The sequence below is a fragment of the Anaerocolumna sp. genome (assembly GCF_032079385.1).
Taxonomy (GTDB): Bacteria; Bacillota; Clostridia; order Lachnospirales; family Lachnospiraceae; genus Anaerocolumna.
This window is the reverse complement of record NZ_DAMAUC010000017.1, coordinates 42,353-62,534: the sequence shown is the minus strand read 5'-3', so window position 1 is coordinate 62,534 and position 20,182 is coordinate 42,353. Positions and strand designations below refer to the sequence as shown.

16 protein-coding genes are annotated in these 20,182 nt (G+C 33.4%); 4 read left to right on the top strand and 12 right to left on the bottom strand.

Translation table 11 applies throughout. The features are described from left to right. Positions 1 to 2 precede the first annotated feature (2 nt). The 4 genes from RT261_RS14150 to RT261_RS14135 all read right to left on the bottom strand — a co-directional run bounded on the left by RT261_RS14150 (position 3) and on the right by RT261_RS14135 (position 6,068). Complete coding sequence (locus RT261_RS14150) at positions 3 to 1,709, bottom strand: S8 family peptidase (RefSeq protein WP_313133408.1); 1,707 nt, start codon at positions 1,707 to 1,709, stop codon at positions 3 to 5. Positions 1,710 to 1,839: 130 nt separating this feature from the next. Further along, positions 1,840 to 2,676 (bottom strand): DegV family protein, encoded by an 837-nt coding sequence (locus RT261_RS14145; protein ID WP_313133407.1) that lies wholly within the window; start codon positions 2,674 to 2,676, stop codon positions 1,840 to 1,842. A 461-nt stretch (positions 2,677 to 3,137) separates the two neighbouring features. After that, a complete protein-coding gene (htpG, locus tag RT261_RS14140; protein ID WP_313133406.1) occupies positions 3,138 to 5,237 on the bottom strand; it encodes a molecular chaperone HtpG in 2,100 nt (699 codons plus the stop codon). Between the two features lie 333 nt (positions 5,238 to 5,570). Continuing rightward, entirely contained in the window at positions 5,571 to 6,068 is a 498-nt protein-coding gene (locus RT261_RS14135) for a DUF5721 family protein (RefSeq protein ID WP_313133404.1), read from the bottom strand. A gap of 179 nt (positions 6,069 to 6,247) precedes the next feature. Here RT261_RS14135 and RT261_RS14130 point away from each other — a divergent pair, with 179 nt between their 5' ends. Continuing rightward, entirely contained in the window at positions 6,248 to 6,451 is a 204-nt protein-coding gene (locus RT261_RS14130) for a hypothetical protein (protein ID WP_313133402.1), read from the top strand. Continuing rightward, entirely contained in the window at positions 6,448 to 6,666 is a 219-nt protein-coding gene (locus tag RT261_RS14125) for a hypothetical protein (RefSeq protein WP_313133401.1), read from the top strand. The genes RT261_RS14130 and RT261_RS14125 overlap by 4 nt, the downstream gene beginning before the upstream one ends. Positions 6,667 to 6,771: 105 nt before the next feature. On the opposite strand, the gene RT261_RS14120 is transcribed toward RT261_RS14125, so the two are convergent. The 5 genes from RT261_RS14120 to RT261_RS14100 form a co-directional block, all read right to left on the bottom strand. Then, complete coding sequence (locus RT261_RS14120; RefSeq protein WP_313133399.1) at positions 6,772 to 7,452, bottom strand: TraX family protein; 681 nt, start codon at positions 7,450 to 7,452, stop codon at positions 6,772 to 6,774. 43 nt (positions 7,453 to 7,495) lie between these two features. Continuing rightward, complete coding sequence (locus tag RT261_RS14115; protein ID WP_313133398.1) at positions 7,496 to 9,418, bottom strand: alpha-amylase family glycosyl hydrolase; 1,923 nt, start codon at positions 9,416 to 9,418, stop codon at positions 7,496 to 7,498. A gap of 45 nt (positions 9,419 to 9,463) precedes the next feature. Beyond that, on the bottom strand, positions 9,464 to 10,126 hold the full coding sequence (locus RT261_RS14110; RefSeq protein WP_313133397.1) for a DUF6320 domain-containing protein: 663 nt from the start codon (positions 10,124 to 10,126) through the stop codon (positions 9,464 to 9,466). Positions 10,127 to 10,265: 139 nt separating this feature from the next. After that, on the bottom strand, positions 10,266 to 11,525 hold the full coding sequence (locus RT261_RS14105) for a hypothetical protein (protein ID WP_313133396.1): 1,260 nt from the start codon (positions 11,523 to 11,525) through the stop codon (positions 10,266 to 10,268). A 41-nt stretch (positions 11,526 to 11,566) separates the two neighbouring features. Then, positions 11,567 to 12,487 carry an alpha/beta hydrolase gene (locus tag RT261_RS14100; RefSeq protein WP_331665487.1) on the bottom strand — a complete coding sequence of 307 codons (921 nt, stop codon included), beginning with the start codon at positions 12,485 to 12,487 and terminating at the stop codon, positions 11,567 to 11,569. Between the two features lie 335 nt (positions 12,488 to 12,822). On the opposite strand from RT261_RS14100, the gene RT261_RS14095 reads away from it, so the two are divergent. Then, on the top strand, positions 12,823 to 14,457 hold the full coding sequence (locus RT261_RS14095; RefSeq protein ID WP_313133394.1) for an ABC-F family ATP-binding cassette domain-containing protein: 1,635 nt from the start codon (positions 12,823 to 12,825) through the stop codon (positions 14,455 to 14,457). Positions 14,458 to 14,783: 326 nt separating this feature from the next. Here RT261_RS14095 and RT261_RS14090 read toward each other — a convergent pair whose 3' ends face one another. Beyond that, positions 14,784 to 15,380, bottom strand: coding sequence for a zinc dependent phospholipase C family protein (locus tag RT261_RS14090; RefSeq protein WP_313133393.1), 597 nt, complete (start codon positions 15,378 to 15,380; stop codon positions 14,784 to 14,786). A 693-nt stretch (positions 15,381 to 16,073) separates the two neighbouring features. On the opposite strand from RT261_RS14090, the gene RT261_RS14085 reads away from it, so the two are divergent. Continuing rightward, a complete protein-coding gene (locus tag RT261_RS14085) occupies positions 16,074 to 17,357 on the top strand; it encodes an HlyC/CorC family transporter (RefSeq protein ID WP_313133391.1) in 1,284 nt (427 codons plus the stop codon). Between the two features lie 629 nt (positions 17,358 to 17,986). On the opposite strand, the gene RT261_RS21170 is transcribed toward RT261_RS14085, so the two are convergent. Both RT261_RS21170 and RT261_RS14080 read right to left on the bottom strand, forming a co-directional pair. After that, complete coding sequence (locus RT261_RS21170; RefSeq protein WP_442871778.1) at positions 17,987 to 18,088, bottom strand: putative holin-like toxin; 102 nt, start codon at positions 18,086 to 18,088, stop codon at positions 17,987 to 17,989. A 247-nt stretch (positions 18,089 to 18,335) separates the two neighbouring features. After that, positions 18,336 to 20,182, bottom strand: a 1,847-nt coding sequence (locus RT261_RS14080; RefSeq protein ID WP_313133390.1) for a DUF5704 domain-containing protein, incomplete at its 5' end; no start/stop codon positions are given.

Genomic DNA, 20,182 nt, shown 5'->3' with positions numbered 1-20,182 from the left:
ATTTAGTAACGTTCCACCGGTGCTGCAAGAACTGCCGTTTCCAGTGCACCATCTAAGTCCAGTATACCATATCCCCATATCTCATTTGGATAAGTCAGATTAGGATCCCTGATTGCTCCTCTGATTAACAATCTGTTTACGTCAATTCCATTCATTGTAAGATGATTTCCTCTTACAATTCCCCATTCAAGAAGTTGTGCAACTGTTCCTGTTGCATATGCTGCCGCTATTCCCGTACCGGATGCATTTACAAACGTCCCATCCACGCTGGGTGCATAGATGTTCTGACCAGGGGCTGCTGCATTTGGTTTAACAAGACTAACCTTAGTAAATCCTCTGCTTGAGTTTGGGTATATGGTTAAATCCACAGGATTATAAGCTGTTACTGCAAAAACCCATTCTACATTAGCTGGAGCTGATAAAGTGGTGTAAGGATTTGAAAGTAAAAAGTAGGTTTCTCCTGATGTAAATTTTTCAATCGGAAGCCATATGTGGTAGTTCATGTTTAAAAAACCTTCTTCAAATACACGCAACTGCCAAACACCTTGCTGGGGATTACAAAAGCGTAATAGCAAAAAGCTATCTCCTATTCTAGGTACTCTTACTTCATTATCTACAAATATAACCGTCTCACCATATTCCAGGCGAAGGGTATCCTGTTTCAATATTGTGGCAGGTATTCGGGCTACAAATGTACCGTCCGGTGCAATAATATCCGCTCCAAATATACTTGGAGAATCACCCCAAAGTTCCATAGAAAATCCATGCTCGCCTGGAGCCACATTAAGCTCTACTATCTGGTAACCAACCTGCGGATCCACTATTCCAAAAAAATGATGATCTGAATTTCCTTCATTTCCGGCCCCTACTACCACTGAATATCCAATAGCTTCATTTACATCTGTTAAATAATCACATAAAATGCATAATCCCATATGGGCTCCCTGAGATGTCCCCAGTCCTAAACATATTACCATTGGTCTTTTTAAATTAATGGAAACCTGCAACAAATATGTTATAGCCATCATAATATCATTTTCCTGATAACATACAGCAGATTCCGGTATGCAAAAGAATTCTTTCAGATAGGCCTTTGCAGGTTTTAATTTTACAACAGCAAATTCAGCGGAAGTTGCCACACCAGTAAAATCCGGATTGTTAGGATCATAACCTCCTGCAATTCCTGCCAGCATAGTTCCGTGTCCAATTTCATCTACACTGGGTACAACAGAATGGGGATCTTCACTTAATAGTGCATTATTAATCTGTTCCCTTCTGTACTCAGTGCCATAAAATAGATTACTGGGATAATTGCCGGTTTCTATCGTTTGATCCCATATAGAGACGATTCTGCTTGAATTGTTCTCATCTATAAATAATGGATTCGTATAATCAATTCCGGTATCAATCATGCCGATCAATACCCCCTCACCGTGAAGATTGTTCGCTTGTAACATACTAAGGGCAGTACTTTTCTGCATTTCCATTTTACCTGATGAAAGCAGACCATAGCATTTAGGAATTGCTTCATATGAAAATTTATATACACTATTATAAGTCATATTGGAAACTGGTATAAAGATTGTTGCATATTGATTGTTTATCCTATTTATAGAATATGGAATATCTATCGGAATAGGCTGATCAGTATCTATAATTAGATCTGCATAGTCATTACTGGTTATTTTAAATCTTTCATTGTCAGTCATATTAAAACCTTCGATTTTCTATTTACTAATATATATGTCTGAAAATAAAAAAAAATTAACAAAAATAAGGAACTATTCACCTTAGCAAACAGTTCCTTTCTGTAATTTCTTCTAGTTATTTTATTCTGAACTAATAACTGACAATTACTCCTCCATTATTGGCATACATAGTGCTGATTCCGGCTGTATTAACAATCAGCCAGTCTTTAAATGGTAATCTTTTTAATATTTCATCTTTAACATAGATTGCTCTTTCTAAATTGTTGCAGTGAGCTATGCCTAGCGTTTTATTAATAACACTTCCCGCATCTTCTTCAATAAGTTTTGCCATTAAACTCAATGCCTTTAGAATACCTCTTGCCTGACCTAATTTGTTAATAGTTCCTTCCGGTGTTGCCCCCATTACTGGCTTTATATTCAAAGCACTTACCAGTATGGCCTGCAGACTGGTCAATCTTCCATTCTTACGCAAAGTATCTAAATTCTCAAGTACAAATTTAGTATTCAGTTCATCCCTGTATTGTTCCACTAATTGAACGATTTCTTCAAAACTTTTTCCTTCTTCCCCATATTCATAAATCTTTTTAACAATTAATGTCTGCCCTACAGACGCACTTCTGGAATCAAATACTGCAATGTTCTTATCAGGATGTTCTTCTAAATATAGCCTTTTAGCAAGTAAAGCACTATTATATGAACCGCTTAGACTTGAAGAAAGAGTAACCACATATACATCCTCTTCCCCATCATACAGCTTCATATAAGTATCCGGTGATGGGCAGGATGATTTAGGACAGTTAGGACTCTTCTCTAACTTTTTCAAGAAATCCTCTTGATCAAAATCAGCATCATCATAAATAGTTTCTCCATCTAGCTGTATAGATAAAGGTACTAATTGAACCTTCATTTCCTTCTTCATATCTTCTGTTAAATCAGTACAGCTGTCTCCTATAATTTTATATGCCATAACCTATTCCTCCTAATATCTATATAACAATTATTCCACTAAATTCTAAAGTATAGTATCCCATATTATAGTTTTTTTCTCCAAATTTTTAACAAAGTCCCATATATTAGAAACATTAACTATATGGCATTTACTTTCTCACTATGTTATATGGTTTTTATTACTACTAATCATAGCACAAATTATTACATTTGAAAAGACTTTTTTTATAATTATTGAGTGCCTTATTTCAAAAAATAACGGTTTCTATAATAGGTATGTACTAATCTCAAAGTTTAACAAAGAGATGAAATAAAAGAGATGCTGCATATTTAAATTTTATAAACCATCTGAATTCTCTTCTGGCTTTTTAAATTAAATATACAACATCCCTTATGTCCACAACATAGTTAAAATCTACTTTGGCAAAGTATGCATCAGTAATTTATGTGGCAGTAAGCTGTGTCAAAGATAGGTTATTCCTATTTTGTCAAAAGTATCATGATATCATTGCTTCGTGCTATAAATTTGGTCATAGCCTCTCCATCTAATGGTTTGTGGCTTAGCATAGCCAAGTCATACAGTTGTTCACAAATCATAGGTACGTTTTGGCTGTCTTCATTTTCAAAAATGTATTGCACTAATTTATTGTTTGCATTTAAAACTAAAGTTTCATCATTGCCAAACATGTCAGGATTCATTCCGTACATATTATACATTTTCATCATTTCCTGCATTCTTCTTCCTTCTTCTGAAAGAGTAATCATAGAGGAAACTTTTTCATTTTTCAATTTCATGACTTTCACTTCAAGTTTGTCTTTATTCAAAACTTTTCGGAATAGTTCAGACAATTTATCATGTTGTGATTTTAGTGCTTCTTCATCATTATCTTCTTTAAAACTATCCGTAATATCAGCATCAATTCTTTGGAAACGATATGTTATTTCATGTTGTTCCAATTGAGTAATGAATGGTTGGTCAATATTATGTGTTAAGATAAGTGCATCAATACCTTCTTCTTTAAACATATTAATGTACTGGCTCTGCTGCTGTTCATTGGTAACGTAATATATAACATGTTTTTCTTCATCTTCTTTTTTATCAGAAGCTTCTGGTGCTTCTTCTGCATTTTCAACTTCTTTAGAGGAAGTTTCTACTGACTTTTCCTGGGTATTTTCTTCGGCAGTTTCCTTTGTATCTGCTTTCTCACTTGCATTTACATACTCAGGTAAAGTTATATATTTGCCTTCTAAATTCTTAAAGATTATAAAATCTTTCATCTTTTCTCTGAATTTATCATCTTTTAAGCAGCCAAATTTAATAAATGGACTGATGTCATCCCAGAATTTTTCGTAGCTTTCTTTTTCCACTTTATACATACCGGAAAGCTTGTCTGCAACCTTCTTGGTAATATAATCAGAGATTTTTTTAACAAATCCATCGTTTTGTAAAGCACTTCTGGATACGTTCAACGGCAGATCCGGACAATCAATGGCACCTTTTAATAACATTAAGAATTCCGGAATAACTTCTTTAATATTATCTGCTATAAACACTTGGTTGCAATACAGTTTAATGGTTCCCTCCAAAGAATCATATTCCGTATTAATTTTAGGGAAATACAAAATACCTTTTAAGTTAAAAGGATAATCCATATTTAAGTGAATCCAAAATAATGGTTCTTTATAGTCATGGAATACATTACGATAAAATTCTTTGTATTCTTCTTCGGTACAATCATTTGGATGTTTCATCCACAAAGGAGTTGTGTTGTTAATAGGTTCCGGTTTCTTTGGAACCTTCTTTGTTGGTTTCTCCTCTTTATCATCCTGACTTTCTTTATCAACTGCCTTGCCATCTTCTTTTACTTCTGCGTCAATAATATTATCATCATCTGCTGCCTTTTCCTCTGCGTCAGTATCTTCTACTTCTTCAAATTCTTCCGGCGCATTGGCATTTTTAAAATATATTTCTACCGGCATAAAGGAACAATATTTACTTATTATCTCTTTCGCTCGGTATTCGTTAGAGAATTCATAGCTTTCTTCATTCAGATACAAAGTGATCTCTGTTCCTCTTGTATCTCGTGATCCCTGAGTCATTGTGAATTCAGTACCGCCTTCTGACTCCCAATGAACACTTTCCGCACCTTCCTGCCAGGATAGGGTATCAATGGTAACTTTGTCAGCAACCATAAATGCAGAATAAAAACCCAAACCAAAATGTCCGATAATTTGATCTTCGTTGGCTTTGTCTTTGTACTTATTTAAGAAATCCGCTGCACCGGAGAATGCGATCTGATTAATGTATTCTTTTACTTCCTCAGCAGTCATGCCGACACCATTGTCAATAAATTTTAGTGTCTTTTCTTCCGGATTAACAATCACATCAATTCTGAACTTATTTTCCTCTGGAAGTGTTGTCTCTCCCATTAATTCTAATTTTTTTAATTTAGTAATCGCATCACTGCCATTTGATATTAACTCTCTAATAAAAATATCATGATCGGAATATAGCCATTTTTTTATAATAGGAAATATATTCTCTGAATTAATTGACAAACTACCTTGTTCCTTGTTCATGTAAATCGCTCCTTTTATGTTGAAATTTTTTTAATATACTATGTTCTTTTTAAAGTCGTTGAAAGAATAAAATTCTTTCAAACATGATGTCGCTTTGCGGCATATCTCAAATAATAGACGAAGAAGTTCAATAGATACTTATGTTGGAGTTCTTCCATATGTGAGGGTTATTTTTCTCCTTCACTCTTTCCTCGTTAGTAATAATATTAATACGGTAATTTTTATTTGTCAAGGGAAAATTAGCACTCAACAAAAGAGAGTGCTAGTAATCTATGAATATATCTCATATTCCATATATAATTTTTCTTTTGTGGATAGCTTTTCTAATTGCATTTAAGCATCTTCCACCGCAATTTCATAATGCCTTAGGAAATCTTTCACATATCCGTCCCATACTTGATCTAAGGTTTTATCTAAAGTAAAAGTTTTTATGGAAGTTCCTGTAATAATATAGAGGTTTTCTTTTTCATATTTTATATTTATAAACAATCCATTTATCTCTTCTTCCTTCATCTGGATACCTGATTTTTGAATTACTTTTTCAATATTTTCAGATGATAATGCAAATACTGTTTTTATAAATATTGGCAGCTTGCTGCCCTTTATTATGCTAAATGCAAAAGGCTTTATTTCACTCCATTTGGGGTATTTTCTTTCACCTAATATCTCTAACTCATCGTTAGAATAGAACTCTTTATTTAATCTTCCATCAATGTGAAAATGAGTAAAGGTACTTATATCTAATTCAGTTAACAAAAAATTGTCAAAAACATTGGATATTAAAAATTTAGACATAAAGTCTTTCACATCAATTATTTTTAAAGATATCATGTATATTTCCCTCCGTTTTGCAAAAACTAGTATAGCATGATATCACCCTGGTTCCAATGCATCGTATGCACTTTTATTTATGCATTAACCATTATTGCATAGAACGCTGTCAGATGGATGCACCATCGTATCCTAAGATCATGCAATAAGATATTTGACATCAAGGAGGGATATTTATCATGTATTTTGATCATTCCAAGAGAAGCTACTATCGCTTCCCAAGTAAAAATGGTGTTGTAGACTTCGATGAACCGACTTCTTATTATTTTCCGGATAAGAATTCCGTATCAGCCGAAGACTTAACCGGCAGCTTCTTAAACTCAAATTACAATTATTATGATAATCTCCATGATTATTCTCATGGGAAAGGAGAAACCTTATGAGAGCAAGTTATAAAGCTTATGAAGATGTTGCAACAAATTGCAGCGGCTATGAAAAATCATCTGGTAAAAGCTCATTTACGGATAGAGTAAGTGATGAAAATTCCGTATCCTGCTTAAATTGTAAACATTTTGATGAGGATGAACACTGCGTACTGGATTTATATGATAAAGTAGCTGAAAGCAGAGGTATTAGCCCTCACGATACAGAAATGTAATTCCTTCTTTCATGATGTCATTCTGAACTTATCTTTGTCTGATACCTATTAAGACTTTGGATTATACCCGCCATCAGACGAATTTGTTCGGAATGACATATTCAATTATATTACCGTACTAATCCAATACAACACAAGTATATGCACCGGATAAAAAGCATAAAATATATATTTGTTAAGTTTAGGTCCTCTTTCTCCATTATAAAGCCATATAAATAACAAAGAGAGCGTAGCAAATCCCTGAATGGAGTAAAAAGATTGATTTACAAAAAAGATTGTCACCAATAGGATCCATTTATTATTACGGAATAAATAGAAACATACAATCATCAATATGCCTATTGCACCATAGTCCGTTCTTAAAAACTCGGCCAATTGACATCCCATCAAAGTAATAATACTAGTTAAAATAACAGTGATTGTGCTGCTGTATCTATATTTATTTTCAACTATTTGGATAAGAAATATTACAAATAGGCCTATACATAAAGTAAAGTAAATATTTTGACCCTCTAAATTCTCTGCGAAAGTTTTCCCTCTTACAAACGCTAAATCAAAAGGTATTTCTGACAGAAGGGCAAAAACTCCAAGTCGGATTAAATATTTTTTAACACTCCTGGTATGTAGGAAGCCCTCCACCAGCAAAAAGCAAAAGATAGGGAATGCAAGCCTGCCGATACTTCTTCCAATGAATTCAAAAGGTGTTCCACTGGGTATTAATTGAGCTGTTATGTGGTCAATCAGCATGGTAAACATTGCAATTAGTTTTAAACTCAATCCATTCATATAATCCTACTTCTCCCGTTATATCTTTATTTATTTTATATTGCTATTTCCCAATTAATACAACTATCGATCTTTCTTTCACCATATATTCCTTTTGATTGCTGCAAAGTGCTGGTTCAATATCTGCCTTATCAGCTGTTTTGTCATCTACTGATGAAGAATAAATTGTCTCCAACTTTTCTGATGTATTAAACAATACATACCACTTCATATTCTTAGGAAGACCGGGTAAATCAAAAGTATGCTCCTCCCAATGCATATTACATGCTATATAAAAGTTAACATCATTTTCTGCGGAATTTACCTTAACGTATTGTCCCGCCAGCATAATTCCCAACATTCTGCTATAAAAAGAATAATCCGGATACCAGGCCTTTGTTCCATGATACGACAGGTCAGGATAACCGCTGGAAATGTAATCCATGCTTTTTAACGGATACTCCATATGCAGTATAGGATGATTTTTTCGAATGGATATAAGGAATCTAACAAAATCAAAAATGTCTTTATTGGTATTTAAGTCATCCCAATTTAACCAGGAAATCTCATTGTCCTGGCAATAAGGATTGTTATTGCCCAGTTGTGAATTACCAAATTCATCCCCGGCTAATATAAGCGGCGAACCTTGACTTAATAAAAGGATCGTAAAGGCATTGCGTATTTGTTTTCTTCTTAAACTTAATATTTTTTTATCCTTTGTGGTTCCTTCCTTACCGCAATTCCAGCTGTAGTTGTAATCCAAACCGTCACGGTTGTGTTCACCATTTGCTTCATTATGTTTTACATCATAAGAATACAAATCCATTAAAGTAAAGCCATTATGATTGGTAATATAATTAATAACACCCCATTTATCTGGGTTGTATTTAAAATGTGAAGCAAAAGAGGAAACCTTAGATTCATCTCCTCTTAAAAATCCCTTTATATCAACGGAATACCCATCGTTATATTCTGCCAGGTTCTTATAAGCAGGTACAAATCCTCTGCTGTAGACCTGCTCCTTATCCCATACTGTTGTAAACAATTTGGTTCTGCCAAGTAAGGGTTCCATTGCTATGGTTGTTCCGGGAACTACTTCACCCATTAAGCAAAAACCATCTATGTGATATTCCATAACCCAATATTTTAAGCAATCCAGTATTAAAATGTGATTTGTCCCATGAGGAAAATATATCTCCATAATTACTTCTATCTTTTCTTCATGAAGCTTCTTAATCATTGCTTTTAATTCTATATCTGCTTGTAAAGGATCTGCTGCATAAGAAGCTTTAGGGGCAAAATAGAAATTATCTTCGCTATAACCCCAATAATTTATTTTACTTCCTTGTTTTCCGATTCCTTTTGAGGGTATATTTTCATTGTATTCATATATTGGCATAAGCTGAATACTGTTAATTCCCAGTTGTTTAAAATATGGAATCTTCTCTGCTATTCCTTGAAAGGTTCCGGGGTTTTTAACTTTGGAAGATGGGTGCTTGGTAAAACCTCTCACATGTAACTTATAGATAAGTAATTGTGAATATGGAATATGCAGAGGTTTCTCCTCCTCCCAAAGATATTCCTCAGGAAGTAAGCCACCTCTTAATTTGTGTCTATAGCTTAAATTTTCTTCTCCGTAGGTTTCTCTGCCATAAACTAATTTTGCATAAGGATCCATAAGTTCTATGCCTTTTACTTCATAACTATAAGTATATTCATAGGGTTTTTCAAACAAATGATTCAATCCTTTTAATTTTTGATTCTTTTTCATCATTGGTTCAGACAGAATGCAGGAGAATACATTTCCTGTTTTATGTTCAGAAGAAAGAAGAAAAGATGCCGCTATATCACCAGTTTCTTTGCGGAATAATTTCAATATGCATTCTTCTTCATTGGGTATGGATACAGCAAAGTTTATTCCATTTATAAGCCCGGTAACGCCTAGAGATATAGGCATTCCTTTTGATAAAATTGATTTAGGATTCATCATTAGGCAAATTGATCCTTTCTTCTTATTTTTTCACGTTTGCAGTTACAGATGCATTCTTTTATTCAGCTCTTCTTTTATATTCTCACCTTCAAATATAATAATTGCTGATAAAGATATGATGCTGACTGTGGTACAAATAATGGAAGGATATCGATAATTTAAAATATTTAATAATAAAAATGCAAAAGGAATGATACCAAAGATTCCATCCATTAACATATATATAAGAAAATTTCTAACACTTAAGTGCATAATCTTCGCTGTAACATACATTACAATCATAGCTACTACACAGGCAATGGGAATAACAAAATCAATCGACCATCCTTTCCAGCCAGTACGCCAGTCCCATACCACTGCTAATATTGAAATAATAGCAACCTGCCATACAATGCTTTTGGGAATGTTATTTCTTTTCTTAATAACAACTCCAAGGCTAATCCACATACACAAAATACCTGAAATAACCAGCATGGACCAGTTAACTTCCGTTGGAAACATGGCATTCACTGCAAAACTCATAACGATTATGCTGATAGATAGAAATATTAACATTCTGAAAATAACGTTATTATGATAAGTTACCGGTATCTCCGGGAATACTTCTTCACTATCATTTCCATTCATCATTAGTGAATTCTGACACAAAGGACACTTTTTTCTATTACCACGTAAATAAACTTTACAATGTTCACAATATTGCATATTCTTTCCTCCTCTCAAGTCCAATTCCTCCACCTAAGGTCATGGTTCAAACTATATAAAATAAATTCAGACTGATCATCCGATTCTAATAGTATTGCAGTTTCCGCCACTGGACAGATTCTGTTCTATACTACGTTCATTATAGGTTTGTTACAACCTTTACATCTATGCCTTTATGAGAAAGGGTTTGAAAGAATGTTTTCTGAATATCAGTTTCATTATAAGGTGAAGTAAAGCTAACTACCAATTTATCTTCATAGGAACAAATAGCAATCTGAGGTCTCCTTGCACTTGTAAATACAGAAAACTGATTGATAAAGGGTTTTAATTCTTCTGCCACAGTAATCTTTCCAATATTGGAGATAGAAGAAGTAATGCCACTTTCTGCTACTTGATTGGCAATTTTAAGAGCCATATCCTTTAAGGGCAAAGGAACAATTCGAATTAATCCGTTTTGTTCTAAGGAGGCCAGGCGATTCAGATGAACTAATAATCTTTCTTCCTCCAATTCCCGCTTAAAACTCTCACTGACACTTTCAATAACCTCATTAAGGCTGATCTTATTTTTTCCAAAATGAAATCCAACATTGATGGTACCAAAAAAGTTTCTGGCCGATTCCGACTCAAAATAATTCCTCAAATTAACCGGAACAGATAAAACTACTGGCCGATTCTTTCTTCTGGCCGGCATACCTTTACAGATGGAATATATAAATAATGCCGTTAAATAAACAGTTAAAGTAGTATTATATTCATGTGCCGCTTCTAATACTTCCTTTACGGACATAGTCCCTTCCACTAACTTATAACGGTTTTCCTCTCTTCTGGTTTCATGTATGTGATAGGCTTTCGGATGCTTCTCCCTTTTGGGAAGCTTTCTCTTGGTATAGTGCTTTAAAAAGCTGTCGTCCATCTTCTGGCTTAAAGAAGCATCATAATCCAGCTTAAATTTTTTATCACCTAAGATATCCTTATATTTTTTCATTAAATAATAATATACCAGAGTTTTTACAAACCATAATGCTCCTGTTCCATCGGAAAGAGCATGAAATATTTCCACATTGATTCTGTTTTTATAATATAAAACCCGAAACAACAAATTTCGCTGACCTTCAAAATAAATACGATCACAGATAGGTGTAGATTCCAATTCTACAGTGGGATGTATATTACTGGTTTCAAAATAGTACCAAAATACTCCTTTTCGAAGTACGGATTTATATAAAGGAAAGTTCTCGATTGTTTCATCTAAAGCCATCTGAAGAATATCAGGGCTTACTTCCTCCTGTAATTCACAAACAAATCGAAATACTTTCGTATCTTTGTCATTACTGGTCGGTGGAAATATTTTTGCAGCATTATCAAGTCTGGTCCACTCTACCCTTTTACCACGTTTCATCTGAAGTCTCCTTTAATTTAACAAAACTAAAAATACATCTACTACTTATTTTTTAAAAATCCATTTATAATTTCATAACAGGCACTAATATAGGCAGCTTGTTTTGGCAGCGTAAGAAACCCATGAAGGGCATCCTTGATCCTGTTTACAGTTACATCGTTGCCCCATTCCTTTAACCTCATACCGTAAGCTTCTCCCTCATCTCTTAAAGGATCATACTCTGCCGTAATAATTAAGGTTTTTGGCTGATTGCTTAAATCTTTCTCCAAAAGAGGAGCGACATAAGGATTAAATTTATCTTCTTCCTTACTGATGTATAAATCCATATAGTCCTGAATTCGTTTGGAAGTCATGATATAATCTGTTCCATTCTCCAATATAGACGGAAACTGGGATCTGGAATCATGATAATTATTAGTGGCAGGATACAATAGGATCTGCTTGCCTGGTAAGAACTCACCTTTATCTCTAGCCATTAAGGATACCACTGCAGCCAAATTAGCTCCTGCGCTATCGCCAATTAAAACTATCTCCTCCGGCTTACGTGGGAAAAACTGTAGATTCTTATATAATTTTTCCGCAACATAATAGCAATCCAATAATCCGGAAGGAAAGGGATGCTCCGGTGCCAGCCTGTAATCCACAGAAACAACTACATATCCGGTTTGGTTTGCCATATTAGCACATACATTAGTATAACTGTCTATATTGCCGGTTACCCAGCCACCTCCATGAAAGAAAAGCAACACTTTAAAACCTTCTGCTTTTTTGGGCTTAAAAATCCGAACAGGGATTTCATGGTTTTCTAATATAATCTTTTGATCCAGTGAATTATAAAGCGGTTTAAAAAATGGATGAGAAGCTACCACTACCTTTCGATGTATTTTATAATTTTTCTTCACATCTAACTGAGGGTAGGATAAGGCTTTCAAAGCCATTTTCCGTACAGGGCTCATTGCCATGGAAGTCTCCTTCTAAACTATAATAAATATCGTCTTTTATAGTAATTTCATTGTATTCTAGTTGCCTATAAATGTCAACGTATGAAATTTCATAGCACATCCAGTAATAAAGCTAACTTTCATGCGATCAAAGCGGATATTCGCAATCCGCTTACGCTACTTGCTCATAACCTTATTACCACTACGTGGCATTTCAGCCGGAGCTTGAATTCCTGCTGAAACAGGCAGGGATTTGCCTATGAGGTTAAATTACAAAATTTAGCTTGCAAAAAAGACAATATACTGTAAAATAGATATGAATATTAAAACGATTATTTTTGATAGAGAGGTAAAACATGATACAAGCAAGTAACGTAACTTTAAGGCTTGGTAAAAGAGCCTTATTTGAGGATGTTAATATTAAATTTACAGAAGGCAACTGTTATGGTTTAATCGGTGCTAACGGTGCCGGTAAATCTACATTTCTTAAAATTCTATCCGGACAGATAGAAGCAACCAAAGGTGATATTATTATAACACCCGGACAAAGATTATCCTTCCTGCAGCAGGATCATTTTAAATATGACCAATATGATGTACTCAATACTGTAATTATGGGTAACCAACGTCTATACGATATAATGAAAGAAAAAGATGCCATTTATGCAAAAGAGGATTTCACAGAGCAAGACGGAATCAAAGCCAGTGAACTGGAAGCCGAGTTTGCAACTTTAAATGGTTGGGAAGCGGAATCCGATGCTGCCACTTTACTAAATGGTCTTGGAATTGATACAGGTCTTCATTACAAACAAATGAGTGAATTAAATGGTAGTGAAAAGGTGAAAGTTCTTCTTGCACAAGCATTATTCGGAAATCCCGATGTTCTTCTTCTGGACGAGCCTACTAACCACTTGGATCTGGAAGCCATCCGCTGGTTAGAAGAATTCTTGATTAACTTTGATAATACCGTTATCGTAGTATCCCATGACAGATACTTCTTAAATAAAGTATGTACCCATATTGCAGATATTGACTATGCCAAGATACAGCTTTATGCAGGTAACTATGACTTCTGGTATGAATCCAGCCAGTTAATGATTAAACAAATGAAGGAAGCCAACAAGAAGAAAGAAGATAAGATCAAAGAACTTCAGGAATTTATCCAAAGGTTTAGTGCCAATGCTTCTAAATCTAAACAGGCTACTTCCCGTAAAAGAGCCTTGGAGAAAATCGAACTGGATGAAATCAGACCTTCCAGCAGAAAGTATCCATACATTGACTTTAGACCAAATCGTGAAATTGGAAATGAGGTTCTTACTGTTACAAACCTTTCCAAAACAATTGACGGTGTAAAGATACTGGATAATATCACATTTACTGTCAACCGTGAAGATAAAATTGCTTTTGTAGGTCCTGATACTTTAGCAACCACTACATTATTTAAAATTCTGGCAGGAGAAATGGAACCGGATGAAGGAACTTATAAATGGGGTGTAACAACCACAACCTCTTATTTCCCGAAAGATAACACAAAGGAATTCTCCGGCGACGAAATAATCGTAGATTGGTTAATGCCCTACTCCCCTGAAAAGGATGTAACTTATGTACGTGGATTCCTTGGCAGAATGTTATTTGCTGGTGAGGAAGGCGTAAAGAAAGTAAATGTACTATCCGGTGGAGAAAGAGTTAGAGTTATGCTATCTAAGATGATGATTGTAGGTGCTAATGCATTAGTAATGGACGAACCTACTAACCACTTAGATATGGAATCCATAACCGCCCTTAATAATGGATTAATTAAATTCTCCGGTGTTTTATTATTTACTTCACAGGATCACCAGTTTATACAAACCATTGCAAACCGTATTATGGAATTAACACCAAACGGATTAATTGACAAAATCTCAACCTACGATGAATATCTGGATAGCGATGAATTTGCCCGCAAGAGACAAATTATGCAGATTGATCGTAGTGAGGATGATATGTAATAGTTAGGTTATCTAATTAATAAGCTATTTAATTATGGCTAACGGAATTTCTAAAATATCTCCCCTGCCATATGGAAATGAAGTAGGTACTGCATTTTGTTGTCTGATGTAGTACCTATTTTTTAGGTTCTATAATTAAAGTATTAAGACTGTCGAAGGGGAGATTTACTTGACAACCCCAAAAACAGTTTTATAATACAAACATGGGCAAGAACCACAGAAAAAATGGTCTTGCCCATAAATAACTACTAAAATTTTATGTCCGTTTTTTGAGTTAACAGACTTTGAAACGGTCTCAATGCCTTACTTTATTTCCCACAAAAAGCCTAAATAGCATTAGGCTGCATTAAATTGTTTGAAGCAAAACCTATTTTAAAAATCATCAATATTGCTTCAACTACTCGCTGGCACAACTTCACAATATACATACAGTCCATTTTTATTTCTTTTATAGCTTTTAAATATTCCGCATGCATCTCTTTAATAAAATTACAGATTTCATCTACAGTTTTGAATCTCTCTTTTCTATCATGAATAAGCTGCACAGCTTCACTATTTACATAGGACTTTAGTGCAAATTTTAATTCTTTTTCATAACTGCAATGTTCTCTCATATTACCTGTAAATATCCTATTGTGGGGAAATGTAAAATAATCTGCTATGTAATGCGTGATTACCCCAAGATGTCTGCAATAATACCCAGTTATACCTTTATTCACATCATAATCATCTGTTATTTTAATTATTTCTTCTTTCAATAAATCGAAAGTTTCATCTATAGTATGTCTTCTGGTTACAAAAGACGGTACGCAATCTGGTAGAATACTACCGATATAGAAAGCCTTTTTATGATTCATTAATTCCTCTGTATCCACGCTTTTCATTAAATAACTAGCTAAAGAAATATGTGATTTTTTTCTCATAATACCCCCGAATTCCAGTAAAATATCCATCTTGGCATAAGCCTTATTCTATCCGAAATTAATATTCATTTTCAATATCAATAAACAAATCACCTTACTACGTAAATGAGTGAACTATACTCGGCACATTAACATAATTATATCCAGAAATACATTTCGCTATTTATATTATAAACATAGAAATGTCTTATTCTTATTAAGTGATTTATTTTAGCTTGTTAAAATTAACGAAAAATATTATGCTGTTTTTAATAATACATTACAACGACTATGTTTACACAAAGAAAAGCCAATATAAAGTATACATTCATAACTCAATAAAACGGTATAGTTCGTCAATTTTTCAACTTCGTTTCTATTTTACTCTCAATCACTATTATTTTCAATAGTCAAATGACGGAAATTCGATTTTTAAGTGTACTATTTCACAGCTTGTTCCCATCAGTCCTACTGCTTATTCCTTGACATTTCCAAGTATTTCATGTAATATTATAATACTTGTATTATAATATTACATGAAATACTTTTAACCAAGTGGCAATCTAACAGTTACGAGTGTAATTTTCACATACACACATTGTAACATGACTGAGAAGAAAGTCAATTTGTTTTTTAACATATACGTATTATGATTCATAATTATAAATCATAAATTGTTTTATTGCCATCCATTCAGAATTAGGAGATGATACTTTGGACTCGAGTGAAGTCACGCAACTGATTATAATTGGTATACTATTGCTACTATCCGCTTTTTTCTCATCAGCAGAAACAACATTTACAACGGTAAATAAATTAAGAATCCGGAGCCTGGCAGAGGAAAATAACAAGAAAGCTAAACTCATAAATAAGCTGGTTGAGAATCCATCAAAGATGTTAAGTGCAATATTAATTGGCAACACACTTGTCAATTTGTCTGCCGTTTCAATTGCCACTGCATTCGCCATAAATCGTTTTAATAGTATAGGTGTCATTATAGTAATCTGCATTTTAGCATTATTTATATTAATATTTTGTGAAATGACACCAAAATTTATAGCCACCATACATTCGGAGAAATTATCCTTTCGCTATGTAAAAGTAATTATTTTCTTAATCAAATTACTTACGCCTTTGATTTTTATTCTGGATAAAATATCCCAAGGAATTCTTTTATTAATTCATATAAACCCCGGTGAAAAAGTATCCACTATCACAGAGGATGAATTAAGATCCATTGTTGACGTAAGTCATGAAGAAGGGGTTATTGAAAGCGAAGAACGAAGAATGATTAATAATGTTGTAGACTTCGGTGATTCTCTTGCAAAAGATGTTATGGTTCCAAGAATTGATATGGTATTAGTGGAAGATTCTTTAACTTACGACGAAGTAGTTGAACTTTATTCCGTTGACAAATACACAAGAATGCCTGTGTATGATGAATCTATTGATAATATTATCGGTATTATTAACATAAAAGACTTGTTCTTCTTTGCTGGTAAGAAAGAAAACTTTTCTATTCAAAGTATTATGCGTGAACCCTACTTTACTTATGAGTATAAGAAAACCTCCGAATTATTCCTTGAGATGCGTAAAGACTCCATTCCGATGGCCATTGTTCTTGATGAATATGGCTCCACAGCCGGACTTATTACTTTAGAAGATTTGCTGGAAGAAATCGTTGGAGAAATTCGTGATGAATACGATTTTGATGAAGAAGATTGTATAAAATGTATTGGTGAAAATGAATATATCGTGGATGGTAATACAAAATTAGATGATATCAATGAAGCCTTTCACGTAGATATAGAATCTGATGATTATGATTCTATTGCGGGTCATTTAATATTTTTATTAGATCATCTTCCTGAGGTTGGTGAAACCATAACAGTTCAGAATGTAGTATATACAATACAGTCTGTGGAAAAGAATCGAATTGATAAGATACATGTTCAGATTACTCCGGAAACTGAAGCTGCCGAAGAAGAAATTGTATAAATTATTGTTTTTATTCATCAAAAATGAATAATATTATTCTATAACGAAAAATAAATAATAGAAACATATAGTGCTCAAGCTATGACAACTGTTGGGAATAGGAACATATATTTCCAACAGTTTTTGTATTCTCAATATATGGATTGGTCTAAATTAGTTATTTGGATTGGATTATTTAACTAATTTAGATTGCTTATTTGACTAATTTAGATTAGTTATTTAACTTATTTAGATTGCTTATTTAACTTATTTAGATTGCTTATTTAACTTATTTATATTGCTTATTTAACTTATTTATATTGCTTATTTAACTTATTTAGATTGCTTATTTAACTTATTTAGATTGCTTATTTACTTATTTAGATTGGTTATTTACTTATTTAGCTATTTACATATTTGTTATTTAGTATATTCCAGCCATATGCGCTATATAATTACTTTAGAGTCATTTGAAAATTTTAGAAAAGATAAGCAACTAGTATTTAATATTTTCTTTATAAATCATTCACATTTGTAACCAGATGACATAAAATGTATTACATGCTATAATTTGAAAAGCAATCAGTACTGGGGAATTAGTTATCAAGTGTAAAAACTTAAAAAGTAATCAGAACTTCGTCGGTAAATGATTATCTTTTTTGCTTACGTATTCCTTTGTCCTTATAGTTTAATATAACAAATATAAGTCCCGTAAAACTAATGATTAGCATTAACTCTTCATATGTTGTCATAAACCATCACCCCTTTTAAAGGAGAGAAAATCACCCAGTATCTGATTGCTTATGTTAATTATAGCAAATATTTGGTAAATTTGGAAGTAGTTTTTACATTTATTCTCAATCTTAAGCATTTCGTCATAAAGATTAAGAGTAACTTAAGGCATATTTTTACTTTTATTGAATATATTTTTATATTGGGAGTGTAAATAAAAAATGGACATACTTAGAAGATTGTTTAGAAGATATAAAGAAAGTTTAGTTAATGTGTTCCAGAAGATATATAATCTTTTGCGGCAGATTTATCCGTATAATACATAATATAATCTCCATCTATAAAATGAAATATGTTGCCTTTATAATCTGTCTTTTCATACTGATAGCCTTCTCTTTTCCACATATTACAGTAGCCCTGAGCTGCATTATCTACATTGATATAACTTAAGTGCCTTTTGCCATTCTGTATGGTTTCTATATCGAAATTGACTATAATAAATCCATCCTTTAACCAAAAATCTTCTTTATAGTTAATAGGTCCTTTTTTCTTAATATGGGCTAAAATGTCAAAGCCTTTTGATACCACATGTACTTCACTTGGTAAATAATATTCTCCATACCAATTTTGCACACTCTTTGCCACCATTGCTTCTGTTACTGTAGTTGGAATGTTGGCAGCATAACCTACAAATGTTCTAAGACTTTTAGGAATCATGATATTAGCAAAAGTAAAAACATTCCTTTTCTGTGCTTTCCAGGTTTTAAGAGACACTCCTTCAAAGAAAGCAGTTTGTTTTAAAGCCGTTTCTGATATGCTTAAATACTTGTCATTGGTATAAATGGATTTCTTATTCTTTAAATCTAAACTACTCCCCACCTTAACCATAGCATTATACTTTCCATTAAAGGTTTCTGAGTAATATAGATCTACTTCCTGTCGTTTCTTCCCTTTGCTATCTACATAGTAGAAAGTGGGCTTAATCATAATATAATCATTCTCTCCATACATATTTCCAACCGTTTTCAAGGAAAATCTTGTTACATAGCCTGTTTTTACTACACCTACATTCATATAAACCGGATGGGAGCCATTAATAAGTGATAATGTATATTTTGAATTCTGCCCATTGCTGTCACCGTTTTGATCCTTAGTTCCTACAGTATATCGAAATCCGGTTAGTGTTAATGAATTAGGCTTTCTAAAAACATCTTTCCACATTGGATAATCCGAAATATCATAGAGATATAAACCATAGATTCTCCCTGACACTTCAGCATCTACGGTATCAGTTGCAACATAATTATTTAATTGTTGGTTGGCCAGTGTCTCTGTTTTATTGATCCCTGAATTGGTATATGTATTAATAGCAGTACTTCTAAAGTCTATTTTATACTTTCCTTCTGTTACCCAGGTAGGTAAATAAAATAACGTGTTTTCTCCTACACTTGTCCAAGTACTTTTCGGTACAAACGTTCCGTTAACAGAAGAACCGCGGTACACATCAAATGGGAACTTTACTTCTCTTTCAGCTATATACTTTCCATAGTCTCTATACTGATAACCCTTTATAAATCTATGTGTGCCGGTGGTTGGTAAAGTAACATAAAACGGCCTGTCTAATACTAAAGCTGCTCTTACTCTATCCGGATTTATCATCTGATTGTCTTTATATTTATTTTCTATCTGAGCATCACATACGGTAGGGGTATGTACAACAACATTGTTTACGTAATCTACCTCGTATATAGTTTCTACTTCTTCCGGATTAAATTCTACAATAGGCTTGTAGGATACTGCAGCCGATGAATCATAATCACCATTGGCTTTTATACCCGGTATTACTATATTAGATTTAAATAAAACATTTTCTCCAACATGCACTAATCCAGATGGTATGTCTTTTGGTTCATCTGTCTTTTCCTCTTTTACGGAAGGAGACATGATGGTTTCACCGTTAAATATTAAACTGTCATTTTTACATTTAATTTTATCTACGCTTTTTTCTGCCTCCGCCTTAAAATTCTCTGAAGGAATGGAAGGCTCTACGCTGCCACCGGATATTGTTTGAGATGATACCACAACAACCTTTATATTAGGTTCTACGATGTGAT